We start from the raw sequence: 17,083 nt of genomic DNA, 5'->3' as shown, positions 1-17,083 counted from the left end.
CCGCCTCAGGCGGCGCGGCGGGCCCGGATCCGGCGGGCGGCGAGGACACCGAACCCGCCCGCGGCGAGCAGCAGCAGGGCGTACTCCGGCAGCGGGCCGAGGACGGTGGCCGGGGTGCGGCCGGAACGCAGCGGGATCTCGGCGACGAGCGCGTCGGCGGTGAACATCCTGGTCTGCGACACGATCCGGCCGTCGGGGCGGATGACGGCGCTGACGCCGCTGGTGACGGGTACGAGGACGGTCCGGCTGTGCTCGACCGCGCGGACCCGGTCCATGGCGAGCTGCTGGTAGGTCATCTGGGTGCGGCCGAAGGTGGCGTTGTTGCTCGGTACGGCGATCACCTGGGCGCCGTCCTGGACGGTCGAGCGGACGGCGTCGTCGAAGGCGGCCTCGAAGCAGGTGACCATGCCCACGCCGCTGCCGGCCATGTCGAAGACGCCCGGGTCCTTGCCGGGGCCGAAGTCGCGGCGCACCCGGTCCACGTCGGAGCTGAACAGCCGGACGAAGGAGCGCATCGGGATGCGCTCCCCGAAGGGCTGGATCTTGCGCTTGTCGTACGTCTCGGTGGGTCCCGCGACGGGGTCCCAGAGGATCATCGTGTTGCGCAGCGGGCCCGTCTCCGGGGCGACGACCGCGCCGATCGCGACGGGCACGCCGATGGCCTTGACCGCCTCGTCGATGACGGCGCGGGCGTCGGGTTCGGCGTACGGGTCGAGGTCGGAGGAGTTCTCCGGCCAGACGACGAAGTCGGGCTTGGGGGCCTTGCCGGCCTTGACGTCCTCGGCGAGCCGGATCGTGCGCTTGACGTGGTTGTCGAGGACGGCACGGCGCTGGGAGTTGAAGTCGAGACCGAGGCGCGGCACGTTGCCCTGGATGACGGCGGCCACGACGGTGCCGTCCTCGGCCGCGTCGGAGACCAGCGGGCGGGCCGCGAGGGCGGCGCCGACCGGGGCGGCGACGGTGAGCGCGGTCAGCGCGGCGGTGGCGCGGCCGGGGTGGCGGCGGGCGATGCGCAGGGCCTCGTACAGGCCGAATCCGCAGAGGGCCACGCCGAAGGAGAGCAGTGGTGTGCCGCCGAGGGCGGCGAGCGGGGTGAAGACGCCGTCGGCCTGGCCGAAGGCGAGCTTGCCCCAGGGGAATCCGCCGAAGGGGGCCCGGGAGCGCAGGGCCTCGCCCGCGACCCAGACGGCGGCGGCGAACACCGGCCAGGCCGGGAGGCGGCTGACGAGGGCGATGCCGAGGCCGGTGAGGCCGATGAAGAGTGCTTCGAGGGCGGCCAGCGCCAGCCACGGCACCGGTCCGACCTCCTCGCCGGTCCAGACGAGGAGCGGGAGCAGGTAGCCGAGGCCGGCGAGGGTGGCGAGCCCGAAGCCGGCCCGCGGGCGGCGCCCGTACAGGCATCCGGCGAGCAGGGCGAGGGCGAGCGGGGCCAGCCACCACAGGGGGCGGGGCGGGAAGCTGAGGTAGAGCAGTACGCCGGACAGCGCGGCCAGGAGGCACCGCAGCAGCAGGGCTCCGCGCCGCCGCGGTGGCGCGGCCGGGCCGTCGGGGGGTGTCACGGAGGGCGTCCTGGGTCCGGCCGGGCCGTCGGCGGGCCGCGGGGGCTCGTCGCTCCAGGCGGCCTCGCGGGTCACACTGCTGCTCATCTGGCGGAGTGTACGTCCCCGCGCCCTCGGATCCCGTAAGCGCCTCGGCCGTGCGGCGCGGGACCCCACCGCCGGACGGGCACCGGCGGGCGGGGGCGGGCCGGCGCGGCCCGGGAGGCTCAGCGGGCGAGGGTGCGCAGGTGGGCGCGGATGACGCGGACGGCATCCTCGGCGTCGTCGACGGTGACCGTGAAGAGCTTGCCGTCGTCCAGCGTCAGTTCGAAGCCCTCGCCGCGCCGGACGATCACGGCGGTGCCCTTCTCGGGACGCCAGCGGTAGCCCCAGCCGCCCCAGTGCTGCGGGGTGATCCGGGAGAGGAACTCGACCGAGGCCACGTCGGTGAGTTCGATCCTGCGGCGCGGGAACCCGATGTGTCCGCAGCGCACCTGGAGGGCCTCGGGGTCGATGGTGACGGAGACGTGCACGAAGGCGACCGTGCCGTAGACCATGAGCAGTCCGGCGGCGAGGCAGCCCGTCACGGCCATGAGCAGGGGCACGAAGCCCGAGGTCCAGGCGTTGTCGACGGCCAGCTCGACACCGAGCGCGACGCAGGCCGCGCCGACCGCCGCGAGCAGCCACTGCATGGGGTTGGAGGCCCGGCCCGTCCAGAGCGGACCAGGGGGGTGACCCGTCATACGTAGCAGCGTACCCACGTTGAGCTACGGCGCCACCGTCGCGCGCCCGGTCGGCCCACGGCGCGCCGCACCGCCGCGCGGAAGGGTCAGCCGGGGAGCAGGCGCACGAGCGCGTCGCGCAGGGCAGGGCGGCGGCCCGTCGTGAACCGGTGCAGGGCGCGGGAGCCGAAGGCGACGCGCTGGGCGCTGCGGCGGCGCTCGGCGTCGTACGCGCGCAGGGCGCCGGGCAGCCCGTCCGGCCCGGCGCCGGCGACGGCGCGGGCGAGGGCCTCGGCGTCGAGCAGCGCGGTGCAGGCGCCCTGACCGAGGTTGGGCGTCATGGCGTGGGCGGCGTCGCCGACGAGGGCGACCCGGCCGGCGGCGACGAAGGAGGGGAGCGCGGGGTACAGGTGGCGCATCTCGTACCGGATCCAGGTCGCGGGATCGGTCTCGGCCAGCACCCGGGGAATCGGGTCGTGCCAGCCGGCGAAGGCGTTCCGTACCTCCCGGGCGGTGGTGGCCGCGGGCAACGTGGCGTACCAGTTGGTGCGGCCGGGCTCGACCGGGGTCATGCCGAAGGAACGGCCCTCGCCCCACGTCTCGCCGTACCGTCCGGTCTCGAATCCGGCGATGCCGATCCAGGCGACCGTGCCGACGCGGCGGGGGCGGCTGCGGGTGCCGAAGTACGCCGGGCGCACCACGCCGTTGATGCCGTCGGCACCGACGACGAGACCGGCGTCGAGTGCGCCGGGGTCGGCAAGGGCCCGCCCGTGGGCGATCGGCGGGCCGCCGAGGCGGTCGAGTTCGGCGAGCAGCGCGTCGATCAGATGGGGTCGGGAGATCAGCAGTTCGGGCCGGCCCGCCCTGCGTTCGATCCGTTCCAGCGGGAGGGCTGCGAGGACCGTGCCGTCGGGGCGTCGGATGCGGGCGTCGCGGTACGGCACGGCGCGCGCCCGCAGCGCGTCGCCGAGGCCGGCGCCGAGCCGGTCGAGTGCGGCCTGGGCGGTGGGGTGGATGCCGAAGGCGGTTCGCTAGCGCTCGGGAGCGGCCCGCCGTTCGAGGACGGTGACCGTCCAACCGGCCCGGCGCAGGCCGATGGCGGTGGCGAGGCCGCCGACCCCGGCGACGACCACGACGGCCGTTCCCGGGGCGGCCCCGCTCGTGCCCCCCGGCGGCGTGCTGGTCCCGTCGCTCATGGCTCACCCCTCCGCTCGCACGACCGCGACCACCACAGCCGTGGTACTACATCTGTGGTACCACGGCTGTGGTTATCCTGACAACGTGAATCAGGACCGGAGGGACCGGCTGCGGGACGCGGCCGTCGCCGTACTGGCGGAATCGGGCGGGCGCGGGCTGACCCACCGCGCCGTGGACGCGGCCGCCGACGTACCGACGGGGACCGCCAAGAACTACTTCCCGACGCGTGACGCCCTGCTGCGGGCAGTGGCGGAACGCTGCCTGGAGCAGTACCGGGCGCTGGCCGCCTCGCTGGCGGGTGCCGGACCCGGCCCGGCCGACGCGGGCGGGCTCGCGGCGCTGCTCGCCGGGCTGCTGCGGGACGTGGCGGGGCCCGGGCGTCCCCGCGTCCTCGCCTACCTGGAGCTCCAGACCGAGGGGACGCGCCGGCCGTGGCTGGCGGCGCTGCTCGACCCGATCGCCGCGGCGGACTTCGCCGCGCACGCGCACCTGCTGCGCGCGGCCGGGCTGCCCGCCGGCACCGAACGGGCTCGGGCCCTGACCCTGGCCCTGCACGGTGCCGTGCCCCACCTGCTGGCCGGAGCCCCGGCCACCCTGGCCGCCGCCGGACTGGACGACCTGGACCGCTTCGCCCGCGACCTGCTGGCCGCCGTACGCTGCGGGGAGCCCCGGTGACCGCCCCCAGCCGACTGGACCGGGCCGTGGGAACCGTACTCGGATCAGCGGCGGGCGACGCCCTCGGTGCGCCGTACGAGTTCGGTCCGGCGGGGCAGTTGGGCGCGCGCGGCGAGGAGATGCGCGGGGGCGGAGGCTGGGACCCGGGCGAGGCGACGGACGACACCCAGATGGCCGTCCTGGTCGCCGAGTCGCTGCTGGAGCGGGGCGGCCTCGAACTCCCGGAGATGTTCGAGAGGTTCCAGCGGTGGGCGGCCGGTGAACCGAAGGACATCGGCCTGCAGACCGAGGACGTGCTCACCAACGGCGAGCCCTGGGACCTCGCGGCGGCCCTGCACTTCCAGATCAACGCCCGGGCGGCCGGCAACGGCTCCCTGATGCGGGCCGCCGGCTCGGCCGTGTACTTCTCCGCCGCCGGGCGGGAGGCCACCATGGACGCCGGGCGGCGGATCGCGGCGCTGACGCACGGCGACCGGGCGGCCTGGGAAGGGACCGCGATCCTGCACGATCTCGTCCGCGTCGCCCTGGACGGCGCCGATCCGCTCGCGGCCCTGCCGGCCACGCTCGACGCCGTGCACCCGGCCCACCGCGAACGGTACGGCCGGGTGCTGGCACCCGACTGGCACCCGGGTCTGGCCACCGAGTTCAACGGTGCGGTGTGGCCCTGCCTGGGCTCGGCGGTGTGGGCGCTGCGGACCACCACCGGGTTCGCCGAGGCCGTACGGGCCGCCGTGGACCTGGGCGGGGACACGGACACGGTGGCCGCGGTGACGGGTGCGCCGGCCGGCGCCCGGTACGGGCAGGGGGCCGTTCCCGCGCACTGGGCGGCACGGCTGCACGTACCGCTGCCCGGGTTCGGCGAGCGGGTCCTGTACGCGGACGACCTGCGCGTGCTGGCTCAGCGCCTCGCGACGGCCGGCTCCGGCTGAAGCTCCAGGCGGCGGCCGCGGAAGCCCGCGCGCAGCCGCCGGTCGTGCGTGACCACCACCAGGGTCCCGCCGAAGTGGGCCAGGGCGGCCTCCAGTTCCTCCACCACGGCCGGGGCCAGGTGGTTCGTCGGCTCGTCCAGCAGGAGCAGGCAGAGGGGACGCGCCACCAGCCGGGACAGCTCCAGCTTGCGGCGCTGGCCGGCGGAGAGGGCGCGCACCGGCCGGGTCAGGTCGGCCGGGGCCAGCAGGCCGAGTCCGGCGACGTACCGGTCGGCGTGCTCGGGGCCGAACAGTTCGACGGCGGAGCGGCGTTCGCGCGCCCATGGATCGTCCTGCCGGAGCAGTCCCACCCGCTCGGGGGTCCGGACGAAGCCCCGCGCCGGAGGCAGTTCACCGGCCATGAGCCGCAACAGGGTCGTCTTTCCGGCCCCGTTGGGTCCGGTGACCAGGAGCCGCTCCCCCGGCGCGAGCTCCAGCGAGACCGGTTCGAGCCGTCCCGGCACGGCCGCACCCGCCACTTCCACGGATCCGGCGGCGCCCTCGGTGAACCGCCCGGTGAAGGTGAGCGGCCGCGGGGGCGGCGCAACGGGATGCGCGGCCAGCCGGTGCAGCCGCTCGCGGGCGGTGCGGATGCGGCTCGCGGCGCCGTGGGTGCGCGACCGGGCACGGAAGGCGCCGGCGCCGCTGAAGCCGCGGGGCAGCTTGCGCGGAATCGCCGCGGACCGCCCGATGTTGGTCTCGGCGAGCCGTTCGGCGCTGCGCACCTCCTCGCGCCACTGCTCGTACTCCCTCTCGTGGCGGGCCCGTTCGGCGGCGCGGCCGGCCAGGAAGCCGGCGTAGCCGTTGCCGAAGCGGCGCACCGTCCGGCGGTCGCCGTCGACCTCCAGGACGGCGGTCGTCACCCGGTCGAGGAAGAGCCGGTCGTGGGTGACCGCCACGAGGGTGCCGCGGCGTGCGCGCAGGTGCTCCTCCAGCCAGGCGACGGCCTCGTCGTCGAGGTCGTTGGTCGGCTCGTCGAGCAGCAGCAGTTCCGGCTCGGCGGCCAGGGCGGCCGCGAGGGCGAGCCGGGAGCGCTGCCCGCCGGAGAGGGTGCCGAGCCTGCGGCCGGGGTCGATGTCCGCGCGTTCGCCGAGGCGGCGCAGGGTGGTCGCGACCCGGCGTCGGGCGTCGCGGCCGCCGCGCGCTTCGTAGGAGGCGAGGAGGTCCGCGTAGGCGGTGAGTTCTTCGGGGCCCGCCCGGTGCAGGAGTGACTCGGCGGTGCGGATGCGGTGTTCGAGGGCGGTGAGGTCGGCGAGGGCGAGGTCGACGGCTTCTCCGACGCGGGCGTCCGGAGGGAGGTCGAGGGTCTGCGCGAGGTGCCCCGTGCCGCCGGGGGCGGTGACGGTGACCTCGCCGTGGTCGGGGCGTTCCCGTCCGGCGAGGAGCCGGAGCAGGGTGGATTTGCCGGAACCGTTGTCGCCGACGACGCCGACCCGCTCGCCGGGCCGGACCGTGCAGCTGACCCGGTCGAGGACGACGCGGGTGTCGTAGGTCTTCGTGACCTCGGACAGGACGATCTGGCTGGAGGCCAGTGGAGCGCGCAAGGGCAGTGCCTTTCGGTGGGGGACGGGAGCCGGGTCCACCCGGCCTTGCGAGACGATACGGATCGTCTCGCAACACGCAGACCATAGCCCAGACAGGGAGGGCTTCGCAAGACGGTTCGTCTCGTCAGTGCGGCTGCGGCCTCGTGCACCGCCCGGACCAGGCCGAAACGGGCGGGTCGGTCACATCAGCCCGAGGCAGGGGGAACCGGAGACCCCGCGCCCGGCACCATCCGACGGGCACGCTCCGCGTGCCGCGCGGCGGTCGCCGTCAGCCGACGGGCGCGCCCTGGCCCGCCAGGAGGCGGCCCTCGACGTACGCGAACGCGGCGGCGGGCAGGGCCGCTTCGCGGCCGCTGTGCAGGACGGTCAGTCCGCCCGTGCGGGGCAGGGCGGGCTCGGCGACGGCACCGATACGGCGCAGCGCCTGGGTGGCGACGGGCTCGGCGGAGCCGTAGTAGACCAGCGCCGCTCCCCCGGTCCGTGCGGCGAGGGCGGCCCGGATGGGGCTCTCGGTCAGCTCGTAGTGGGTGCAACCGAGCACCACGTCGGTGACGTCGGCCGGGGTCAGCGCGGCCGCCGCGGCGACGGCCGCGGTCACCGCGGCGTCGTCGGCGGCCTCCACGGCGTCGGCCAGTCCGGGGCAGGGCACCTCCGTGACGCGGGCGCCGGACGCGAAGTCGCGGATCAGCCCGCGCTGGTAGGGGCTGCCGGTGGTGGCGGGGGTGGCCCAGATGGCCACCCGGCCGCCGGCCGCGGCGGCGGGCTTGATGGCGGGTACGGTCCCGATGACCGGGATGCCAGGCTCCAGTTCGGCCCGTACGGCGTCCAGGGCGTGCACGGTGGCGGTGTTGCAGGCCACGATCAGTGCGTCGGGACGGTGCGCGGCGGCGGCCCGGGCCACGGCCAGCGCCCGGCCGGTGAGGTCCTCGGGGGTCCGCGGACCCCAGGGCATGCCGTCGGGGTCGGAGGACAGGACGAGATCCGCGTCCGGCCGCAGCCGCCGCACCGCCGCGGCCGCCGCGAGGAGGCCGATTCCGGAGTCCATGAGCGCGATCTTCACCCGGCCACTTTAGTCGACCCCGGCTCGGGCCGAACCGGCACCGGCCGGATCCCGCCCCGCGCGCCGCCGCCCCTCCGGCCCGTCCGGCGCCCGGCCCGGGCCCGCACCCGGGGAGCCTCCACCGCGTGGCGCCGACCGCCGGAAGGGCGGGCACGGGGACTCCGGTGCGGCAGGTCCGGAGCGGCGCGTCCGGAGCGGCGCGTCCGGTACGTTCGCCCGCCGGGGAGGGCGGGCGCGGCGGCTCCGGTGCTGCGGTCCGGTGCGCCGACCGCCGGGAAGGCGGGCGCCGCCGGTCCGGTGCCGCCGGTCCGGTGCGTGCGCATGCCGGGCGGGTCCTTGCGGCCGACGACACCGCGGCATGCAGGCTGCCGGACCCCGGCGGGGCGGCACGAGGCGCGGGCGGAGCGGACCGGAGACGCGGACCGGGGCGCCCGCTCGCCGCACCCGACCGGAATCCCTCCGGGGATCGTGCGGACCCCACCCGGGCGCCGCGGCGGCCCCCACGGGTCGGGCGCGACCGGCGCGGCGCCGAACACACCATCGCCCAGGGGCGGCCGCCCACCCGCGCGCACGCCCCGGACCGGGGCGCCTTCACGGTCGGCCGCGCGCCCGGCCCGCTCCGGGTCACGCGCCCGGCCGGCTCCGGGCCGCGCGCCCGGCGCCGGAGGCCGCCGCACCGGCGCGTCCGGATGCGCGACAGGTCCCCGCCGGCCCGGCACACTGCCGCCATGGGCCTCCTCACCGGCGCCTCCGTCGCCACCGCCGCGTCCTACGCCTCCCTCGCCGCATGGCTCTGGCTCACCCTCGCCCAGGGCATGTTCTGGCGCACCGACGTCCGGCTCCCGCCGCGCACCGCCCCCGCCCACTGGCCGTCCGTCGCGATCGTCGTACCCGCCCGGGACGAGGCCGGGGTGCTGCCGCTGAGCCTGCCCTCGCTCATCGCCCAGGACTATCCCGGTGAGGCCGAGGTCATCCTCGTCGACGACGGCAGCACGGACGGCACCGGCGACCTGGCCCTCCGGATCGCCGCCGAACAGCCGGGCCTCCCGCTCACCGTGGTCTCGCCCGGGGACCCGGCCCCCGGCTGGACGGGCAAGCTGTGGGCACTGCGCCACGGCATCTCGCTCGCGCGCACCGCGCACGCCACCGAGCCCGATTTCCTGCTGCTCACCGACGCCGACATCGCGCACGAACCGGACAGCCTGCGCGAACTGGTCTCCGCCGCCACCTCCGCGGACCTCGACCTCGTCTCGCAGATGGCTCGGCTGCGCGTCGCCGGCCTGTGGGAGCGCCTCGTCGTCCCCGCCTTCGTCTACTTCTTCGCCCAGCTCTACCCCTTCCGCCGGATCAACCGGCCCGGCGCCCGTACCGCCGCGGCCGCGGGCGGCTGCGTCCTGCTGCGCACCGCGGCGGCCGTCCGGGCGGGCGTGCCCGACCGCATCCGGCAGGCCGTCATCGACGACGTCTCCCTGGCCCGGGCGGTGCAGGACTCCGGCGGCCGGATCTGGCTGGGGCTCGCGGAGCGCGTGGACAGCGTGCGCCCCTACCCGGCCCTCGCGGACCTGTGGCGGATGGTCTCGCGCAGCGCCTACGCACAACTGCGCCACCAGCCCCTGCTGCTGGCCGGGACGGTGGCCGGGCTGGCGCTCGTCTACCTGGTGCCCCCGGTCGCCCTCCTGGCCGGCCTCGCCGCCGGACGGGCCTCGACGGCCTGGGCCGGGGGCCTCGCCTGGCTGCTGATGACCGGCACCTACCTGCCGATGGTCCGCTACTACCGGCAGTCCGCCGCGCTCGCCCCGCTGCTTCCGCTCACGGCGCTGCTGTACCTGCTGATGACCGTCGACTCGGCCGTTCAGCACTACCGGGGGCGTGGCGCGTCATGGAAGGGCCGGACCTATGCCCGTCCGAGCGACGCCTGAAACGGCGAACCCCTGTCCTGAACCGCGTCATCCGAGGTCACCGCGTTGTGACGCTGTGTCAGCGAGAAGTCGGTGCAACGCACAACCGGTGGGTACGAGTTGGGCCAAGGCGGGATGGAAGTGACCAAATCGTGCACGTGAACGCCAAGTGAAAGCTGTGGCTCTGACCTGCGAATATGCAGGTCAGCGCGGTGTTGACGGCACCTCGCTATGGACCCGGTGAATTCGTGGGCTTAACTTATGTCTCATGACCTCCCCCCGCTCCACTTATGGCGGCGGTTACTACTCCGCGCCCTCCTTCCCGGACACCCCCATCTACGACTCCCTCGTCGCCGAACGCGGCACTCCGCAGATCGCCCCGATCCGCGTCCCGGCCGCCTACGAGTCCCCGAGCGCGGGTTATTCGAGCGGTGGGTACCTGCCGGCCCTCCCGTCGGCCCTGCCGGCGCTGCCGCCCCCCTCCCCTCAGCAGCAGGCGCCCGCGTACGGTTACGGCTACCCGTACCAGCAGCAGGCCGCTCCGCAGCCGATGCCGCTGCAGAACGCGCCCGCGCCCTACATCCCGCAGCAACAGCCGGTGGCCGCCCGCGCCGGCTACGTGCCGCAGCCCCAGCCGCAGCAGCCCCGCCCGGCGGCCATGGCCACCGGCTACGAGGCGATGCGTCCGGCCGCACCGCGCCCCGTGCAGGTGCCGGCTCCCGTCGCGGGCGCCTCGTACGAGGACCCGTACGGCCGCCCCTACCAGGGGCGCGGCTACTGACCGGGCCCCTCGCGCGCGCCGGGACGGCGGAGCGGGCTGGCAGTATGCCCCCATGTCGAAGTTGCACGTTCAGGCGCTCCACGTCCACCCCGTCAAGTCGGTAGCGGGGAGCGCTCCCGACGAGGTGGCCGTGGAGCCCTGGGGGCTGTCCGGGGACCGGCGGTGGGCCCTGATCGACCCCGAGGGGACGGTCGTCACCCAACGCCGCCATCCCCGGCTCGCCTTGGCGTCGGCGCGCCCTGCGGGCGACGACCGGATCGCGGTGACCGCTCCCGACATGGCGGAGCTGGTCGTGGAGGTGCCCGAGCCCGGTCCGCTGGAGCCGGTGACGCTGTTCGGGAAGAAGGTCGAGACCGTGGTCGCGGCGCGGGCCGCGGGCGACTGGTTCAGCACGTTTCTCGGGGTTCCGGTCCGACTGGTGCACCTGGACGACCCTGCCGTACGTCGTCCCGTGGACCCCGACTACGCACTGCCCGGCGAGACGGTGAGCCTGGCCGACGGCTATCCCCTGCTGCTCACCACGCTCGCCTCGTTGGACGCCCTGAACTCCCTGATCGCGGCGGGGGACCACCCCGAAGAGGGCCCGCTGCCGATGAACCGTTTCCGGCCCAACGTCGTCGTCTCGGGTGCCGAGGCCTGGGCGGAGGACGGCTGGCAGCGCCTCGCCATCGGCGACGCGCTCTTCCGCGGCGTGCGCGAATGCGGCCGGTGCGTCGTCACCACCACCGACCAGCGGACGGCGGAGCGGGGCAGGGAACCGCTGAAGACGCTGGCCAGGCACCGGCGGATCGGCAGGTCGCTGGCCTTCGGGCGGCTGCTGGTGCCGCTCCGCACGGGCACCCTGCGCGTCGGCGACGAGGTCCGCGTCCTGGCGTGACGGACCACGTCCGGGTGGCGGCCGGACCACAGGAATGACACCTTCGGGGGGCTCCGCCCCCGAGCTGGAACCAACCGGCGCGACCGGGCCGTTGGAGCAGTCGGAACAGGAGACAGACGCAGGGGGAGCCGAACCGTGCGGACAGCTATGGGTGTGTGGCGCTGGCGGCGCAATCCGCTGCGCCGGCCGACCGATCTCTTCGAGGCGTGGGTGGCCTTCGCGGCGCTGGTGTGCGTCGTGCTGGTGGCCCCGGCCGTCGGCTGGGTGGCGGGCCTGCGCGTGGACGGCACGCTGCAGCAGGCCGCGTACGAACAGCGGCTGGAGCGTCATCTCGTACCGGCCGTGGTGGTCCGCCCCGCCCCCGCCCCGGACGAGGAGGTGTCCGCCGACCCGTCGGCACAGCGGACGTCACCTCGGCGTACGCAGATCGTGGCCTCGTGGACCGCGCCCGACGGCAGCAGCCACGAGGGCACGGTGCCGGCCGCGGAGGAACCCCCGCTGCCCGGCGACCGGTTCCGCATATGGACCGACGACCGGGGCCGGCTGGTGGGACGGCCGCTGGACCCGTCCGCCGCCACCTTCCACGCGGGGACGGCCGGCCTGGCCGCCGCGGCCGGCGTGGCCGTCCTGGCCGTGACGGTCCGCCGCCTGGTCGTACGCCGGCTCATGCACCGTCGGTACACACGTCTGGACCGCGCGTGGGCGGCCGCCGGACCGGACTGGGGCCGGGCGGGCGCAGGTGGCTGACCTGGCGACCCATCGGCTCCGCGCGCGCTACGGTGGACCGGCCGGACCGGTCGCACCCGTGACAGCAGTCACCCGAGTGGCCTCGGACATCTGCGGCTCAGGCCGCATCGGCAGCGCGAGCACGAGGGTGGGGGCACGACAGCACCATGGTTCAGGGCACGGTCCAGGTGACGCACGGCGGCTCTTCGCGGTGGCGGCGCCGCTCCGGTGAATATCCGACGCTGACCGCCGCGCTCGCCGCCGCGGGCGACGGTGATGTGCTGTCCATCGCCCCGGGCACCTACCGGGAGAATCTGGTGCTGCACCACGCCGTCACCCTGCGCGGGCCCGAGGACGGGTCGGGTTCGGTGCGGATCGCGCCCCTCGACGGCGTCGCGCTGACCCTGCGCGCCTCGGCCGTGGTGCAGGACCTGTACCTGGAGGGCCAGGACCGGGCGGCGCCGGCGCTGCTGGTCGAGGACGGCTCCCCCGAACTGACCGACCTGCGCGTGAGCACCCACTCGGCGGCCGGCATCGAGGTGCGCGGGTCCGGGGCCCGGCCCCTGGTGCGCCGCTGCACCGTGGAGAATCCGGCCGGCGTCGGCATCGCCGTACTGGACGGCGGCGGCGGGGTGTTCGAGGAGTGCGAGGTCGTCGCCTCGGGGCAGACCGGGTTCTCGGTGCGCGGGGGCGGCCGGCCGCGCCTGGAGCGGTGCCGCATCCATCACTCCACGGGCGCGGGCATCGCGGTCACCGGCGAGGGCTCGGGCCTGGAGGCCCTGGGCTGCGAGGTGTACGAGGTCAGGGGCGCCGGGGTGCAGATCGCCGCCCGCGCCGCCGCCCGCCTCACCGACTGCGCGGTGCACCGCACGTCGGCCGACGGGGTCACGCTCGACACCGACGCCGTCCTCACCCTGGCCGGGTGCGACATCCACGACATCCCGGAGAACGCCGTCGACCTCCGGTCACGTTCGGTCCTCACCCTCAGCCGCACCTCGGTGCGCCGGTTCGGGCGCAACGGCCTGTCCGTCTGGGACCCGGGAACCCGGGTGGACGCCGAGTCCTGCGAGATCCACGACAGCACCGGCGACTATCCGGCGGTGTGGGTCAGCGACGGGGCCACCGCCTCCCTGGACTCCTGCCGGGTCCACGACGTGCCGGACGCCCTCTTCGTCCTGGACCGCGGGTCGAGCGTCGACGTCACCGACAGCGATCTCTCCCAGGTCCGCAACACCGCCGTCTCGGTGAGCGACGGTGCGACCGCGCAGCTCGACGACTGCCGCATCCGCGAGGCGGCCACCGGGGCCTGGTTCCGCGACCACGGCAGCGGCGGCATCCTCGCCGGCTGCACCATCGACGCCGTGCAGACCGGTGTGATCGTCACCAAGGGCGCCGACCCGGCCCTGGAACGCTGCACCGTCACCTCTCCCGCCGAAGCCGGTTTCTACGTGTCGGCGGGCGGCCGCGGCACCTTCAAGGCCTGCCGGGTGACGGACAGTTCCGGTTTCGGCTTCCACGTCCTCGACGGCTGCCGCACCACGCTGACGCGCTGCCACACCGAGCGCTGCGCCCGCGGCGGCTACGAGTTCGCCGAGGACGGGCCCGTCGCCGAGGAGTGCACCGGCGACGGGTCGGGCCTGCGGCCGGCGCCGGCCGCCCAGCCGGCCCCGGGCGGCGGCTTCACCGGCGCGCAGGCCGGAGTGCGTACGGTCACCGCGGCGCGCAGCCCCGTGGCGCAGCCGTCACCGGCGGCCCCCGCGGCCGTACCGCGGCCCGCGCGGCCGGAGCCGGCCGGGGCCGCGGCCGTGGAGGCGCGGGCGTCCGGGGCGGTGCTGGGGCAGCTCGACGCGCTGGTGGGCCTGGACAGCGTCAAGCGCGAGGTGCGTGCGCTCACCGACATGATCGAGGTGGGCCGGCGGCGGCAGCTGGCGGGCCTCAAGGCCGCCTCGGTGCGCCGGCACCTGGTCTTCACCGGCTCCCCCGGTACCGGGAAGACCACGGTCGCGCGGCTGTACGGGGAGATCCTCGCCTCGCTCGGGGTCCTGGAGCGCGGGCACCTGGTCGAGGTGTCGCGCGTGGACCTGGTGGGCGAGCACATCGGCTCCACGGCGATCCGCACGCAGGAGGCCTTCGACCGGGCGCGCGGCGGAGTGCTGTTCATCGACGAGGCGTACGCGCTGGCCCCGGAGGACTCGGGCCGGGACTTCGGGCGCGAGGCGATCGACACGCTGGTGAAGCTGATGGAGGACCACCGGGACGCGGTGGTGGTGATCGTCGCCGGATACACGGCGGAGATGGAGCGCTTCCTGACCGTCAACCCGGGTGTGGCGTCGCGGTTCTCCCGGACCATCGCCTTCGGTGACTACGGCCCGGGTGAGCTGCTGAGGATCGTGGAGCAGCAGGCCGAGGAGCACGAGTACCGCCTCGGCGAGGGCACCGTCGAGGCCCTGCTGGCGTACTTCACGGAGCTGCCCAAGGGGCCCGCCTTCGGCAACGGCCGCACCGCGCGCCAGACCTTCGAGTCGATGGTGGAGCGGCACGCGGGGCGGGTGGCCCAGCTGCCGGAGCCGAGCACGGACGACCTCACCCTGCTGTTCCCGGCGGATCTGCCGACGCTGTCGGCCCCTTGCTGACGCCGGGGCGCTGAGCGGGCACCTCGGCCCGGGCCGAGGTCTCCAGCCGGGCGAGGAGTGCGGCGCGTTCGGCGGCGAAGGCGGGGTCCGCCTGGTAGTCGGCGTGGCCGAGGATCGGCGCGGGCAGCGGGTGGCGGGCGCTGCGCCCGTAGGCGAGCGGGTCGGCGAGCGGGCCGCGGTCCACCTCCGGTGCCTCCGCGCCGGGGAGCGCGGGACCGCCGATGGGGTCGGTGGCGCGCCAGAGGTTGCGCCAGCAGTCCACGTCGCGGTGCAGGGCGTCGAGCTGTCCGGGGCCGAAATAGGCGGGGAACCAGCGTCCGTAGAGGCGGGCGAGCGGGGAGCCGTACGTGAGCAGCGCGACGCGGCGGCGTACGGGTGGCGGCAGTTGCCAGACGGCGGCCGCGGCGAGCACGCTGCCCTGGGAGTGTCCGGAGATCACCAGCCGGCCCCCGGTGCGGCCGGTCCAGCCGGCCATCCGCCAGGTCAGGTCGGGAACGGCGCGCTCGGCGTAGCAGGGCGGGGCGAAGGGGTGGGCGGCGCGCGGCCAGAAGGTGCCGACGTCCCAGAGGATCCCTATGGTCCGCCGGGCGGCCGGGTCGCGGTAGGCGCGGCGGCCCCAGGCGACGAACAGGGCGATGCCCAGGCCGATCAGCCAGGAACCGGCGTCCTGGGCGGTACGGGCGGCGGTCTCCAGCAGTGGCGGACCGCCGCGGGCGGCCTCGCCCGGGACCCGTCCGCTGAGCCACGCCCCGGCCAGTGCGCCCGCGCCGAGCACCAATGTGATCCCGGAGACGGCCGCCACGAACCAGGGCGCGGAGTCGGTGAGCGCGGCGGCGGTCCGCGCCCCGGCGATACGGCGGCTGCGCGCCCTGTCCGGGGCCTCCCCCGGGTACTCGGCGGCGACGGCCGCGGCGAGGTCGCGCCGCGCCCCCGCCGCGCGCACCGCGAACCAGGCGGCGAGCAGCGCCAGTACGAGGAGCAGCGGGGGCAGGACGGCCGCCTGCCAGGACAGCAGGACGGGCGGCCCGGGCAGCGGTGCGCCCGCCATGCCGGGGGTGGCGCCGCCGTCCAGCCAGTCGGCGACGCGCTGGGCGACCCCGCCGGACATGACCCCGCCGAGGGCGCAGCCGAGCATGGCGACGGCGGGGCCGCCGAGGCCGCGCAGGGCGGTCGCGGGGTCGGGGGCCCTGCGGTACAGGTGGCGGGCGACGACGGCGAGGGCGAGTACGCACAGGCCCTGCCCGAGCATGAGCACCCCGAAGGCGAAGTCGCCGGGGAGCCGTCCGGTGGAGGTCCAGCCCGGGCGTGACCAGCAGGCGTGCAGCAGGACGGCGGTGAGCAGGGCGAGGGCGGCTCCGGGGAGCAGGCTGACGGCGGCCCGGTCGAGGCGGTGGTCGGGGCGGTCCTCGCTGCGGCCGCGCCGGCAGACGACCCAGGCGACGGTGACGGCCCCGGCGGCGAGGAGGCCCTGGGTGATCCAGCCGAGGGCCTCGACGACGGGGGCGGTGGCCGCGGTCCGGCGGTCGTGGTCGGCGGTGGGGGCGGAGACGGCCACCGCGACGGTGAGCAGCCCCGCGGCGGTGTGCGCGGCCCGCAGCCGGGCCACGATGCGGCGCCCGTACCAGAATCCGGGGCGGCCGAGCGCGGGCGCGGTGTCGGAGGCGGTGTCCGGGTCGGCGGAGCCGGCGGGCGGCGGCTGGGACTCGTAGGCGCTCCAGGTGCGGTTCGACAGGAACCAGAGCAGCCCGGTCAGTGCGGTCGGGGCCAGCGCGCCGAGGGCGAGGCGGCGCCCGGGCTGGGACCACCAGCCGCCGCTCCCGGGCGTGAGGAAGCCGAGCGGGGAGCCGGTGTCCGTGCAGCTCGCGGAGCCCGCGCACTGCCAGGCGGCGAGGTCGAGCGCGACCTCGCAGGCGGCGGCGATCAGCAGGACGGTCAGGCTGAGCGCGAGGACGCGTACGAGGACCCCGTAGGTGCGTACCGCGCGCGGCGCGGGGTCGGCGCCGGGCCCGGTGGGGCCGGCGGGCCGGGCCCAGTGGGCGAGGTTGGCCACCATGAACGGCAGGAGCAGCAGCCAGAGGGCGCGGGTGCCGTTGCCGGAGGTGAGCCGGGACCAGCAGTAGGCCTCGGGAACGGGCAGGCCGGCGTACCGCTCGGGGTGGGCTTCGGCGTCCGCGTCGTCGGTGCGGCGGAACACGGCCGCGGTGGAGTCGCCGGTGACGCGCACGGTGCGCGGGTCGCCGAGCAGTTCGGCGGGGGAGGCCCCGGCGACACCGTGGACCAGGAGTTCGAGGGCGAGGGGCGGGTCGGCGTGGGGGCGGTCGGGCACGTAGGCCTCCGCTCGCGGGGGGATCGGCGCTGCTCCAGGATCCCGCGCGGAGCGGGCGCTGCCCAGGCCCCGTCCGGGGGAATCCGCGGCGGACGGACGCGCGGACGGGGCGACGGACGGACGCGCGGACGGGGCGAC

12 protein-coding genes and 1 pseudogene are annotated in these 17,083 nt (G+C 76.1%); 7 read left to right on the top strand and 6 right to left on the bottom strand.

Annotation, left to right across the window (positions count from 1 at the left end; all coding sequences use genetic code 11):
• Positions 1-5: 5 nt before the first annotated feature.
• The 3 genes and pseudogenes from lnt to AC2RP6_RS33735 all read right to left on the bottom strand — a co-directional run bounded on the left by lnt (position 6) and on the right by AC2RP6_RS33735 (position 3,456).
• A complete protein-coding gene (gene lnt, locus AC2RP6_RS33745) occupies positions 6-1,646 on the bottom strand; it encodes an apolipoprotein N-acyltransferase (protein WP_486449625.1) in 1,641 nt (546 codons plus the stop codon).
• Positions 1,647-1,765: 119 nt separating this feature from the next.
• Positions 1,766-2,281 carry a hypothetical protein gene (locus tag AC2RP6_RS33740; RefSeq protein ID WP_486449624.1) on the bottom strand — a complete coding sequence of 172 codons (516 nt, stop codon included), beginning with the start codon at positions 2,279-2,281 and terminating at the stop codon, positions 1,766-1,768.
• A gap of 86 nt (positions 2,282-2,367) precedes the next feature.
• A pseudogene (locus AC2RP6_RS33735) lies at positions 2,368-3,456 on the bottom strand (FAD-dependent oxidoreductase).
• A gap of 85 nt (positions 3,457-3,541) precedes the next feature.
• Between AC2RP6_RS33735 and AC2RP6_RS33730 the strand changes: the two are divergent.
• Together AC2RP6_RS33730 and AC2RP6_RS33725 are read left to right on the top strand one after the other, a co-directional pair.
• Complete coding sequence (locus tag AC2RP6_RS33730; protein WP_486449623.1) at positions 3,542-4,132, top strand: TetR/AcrR family transcriptional regulator; 591 nt, start codon at positions 3,542-3,544, stop codon at positions 4,130-4,132.
• Positions 4,129-5,061, top strand: a complete 933-nt coding sequence (locus tag AC2RP6_RS33725; RefSeq protein ID WP_486449622.1) for an ADP-ribosylglycohydrolase family protein — start codon at positions 4,129-4,131, stop codon at positions 5,059-5,061. Before AC2RP6_RS33730 ends, AC2RP6_RS33725 begins: the two co-directional genes overlap by 4 nt.
• Here the strand turns inward: AC2RP6_RS33725 and AC2RP6_RS33720 are convergent.
• Together AC2RP6_RS33720 and AC2RP6_RS33715 are read right to left on the bottom strand one after the other, a co-directional pair.
• Positions 5,031-6,632, bottom strand: a complete 1,602-nt coding sequence (locus tag AC2RP6_RS33720; protein ID WP_486450543.1) for an ABC-F family ATP-binding cassette domain-containing protein — start codon at positions 6,630-6,632, stop codon at positions 5,031-5,033. The two genes, AC2RP6_RS33725 and AC2RP6_RS33720, sit on opposite strands and share 31 nt — an antisense overlap.
• A gap of 280 nt (positions 6,633-6,912) precedes the next feature.
• Positions 6,913-7,704: a glutamate racemase gene (locus tag AC2RP6_RS33715; protein WP_486449621.1), complete on the bottom strand. Its 792-nt coding sequence runs from the start codon at positions 7,702-7,704 to the stop codon at positions 6,913-6,915.
• 728 nt (positions 7,705-8,432) lie between these two features.
• On the opposite strand from AC2RP6_RS33715, the gene AC2RP6_RS33710 reads away from it, so the two are divergent.
• The 5 genes from AC2RP6_RS33710 to AC2RP6_RS33690 all read left to right on the top strand — a co-directional run bounded on the left by AC2RP6_RS33710 (position 8,433) and on the right by AC2RP6_RS33690 (position 14,619).
• Positions 8,433-9,623, top strand: coding sequence for a glycosyltransferase (locus tag AC2RP6_RS33710; RefSeq protein ID WP_486449620.1), 1,191 nt, complete (start codon positions 8,433-8,435; stop codon positions 9,621-9,623).
• 247 nt (positions 9,624-9,870) lie between these two features.
• Positions 9,871-10,383, top strand: a complete 513-nt coding sequence (locus AC2RP6_RS33705; protein WP_486449619.1) for a DUF6643 family protein — start codon at positions 9,871-9,873, stop codon at positions 10,381-10,383.
• Between the two features lie 52 nt (positions 10,384-10,435).
• The gene (locus AC2RP6_RS33700) at positions 10,436-11,260 is read left to right on the top strand and encodes an MOSC domain-containing protein (RefSeq protein WP_486449618.1); all 825 of its coding nucleotides are present in this window, start codon (positions 10,436-10,438) and stop codon (positions 11,258-11,260) included.
• A gap of 135 nt (positions 11,261-11,395) precedes the next feature.
• The gene (locus AC2RP6_RS33695) at positions 11,396-12,007 is read left to right on the top strand and encodes an Rv1733c family protein (RefSeq protein ID WP_486449617.1); all 612 of its coding nucleotides are present in this window, start codon (positions 11,396-11,398) and stop codon (positions 12,005-12,007) included.
• Positions 12,008-12,153: 146 nt separating this feature from the next.
• Positions 12,154-14,619, top strand: a complete 2,466-nt coding sequence (locus AC2RP6_RS33690) for a right-handed parallel beta-helix repeat-containing protein (RefSeq protein ID WP_486449616.1) — start codon at positions 12,154-12,156, stop codon at positions 14,617-14,619.
• Here the strand turns inward: AC2RP6_RS33690 and AC2RP6_RS33685 are convergent.
• Positions 14,570-16,945: a hypothetical protein gene (locus AC2RP6_RS33685; protein WP_486449615.1), complete on the bottom strand. Its 2,376-nt coding sequence runs from the start codon at positions 16,943-16,945 to the stop codon at positions 14,570-14,572. The two genes, AC2RP6_RS33690 and AC2RP6_RS33685, sit on opposite strands and share 50 nt — an antisense overlap.
• Positions 16,946-17,083: the final 138 nt, after the last annotated feature.

The sequence above is a fragment of the Streptomyces sp. WAC03905 genome (assembly GCF_057371075.1).
Note: the sequence above shows the minus strand (reverse complement) of the source record. Positions and strands in the feature narration are given on the sequence as shown.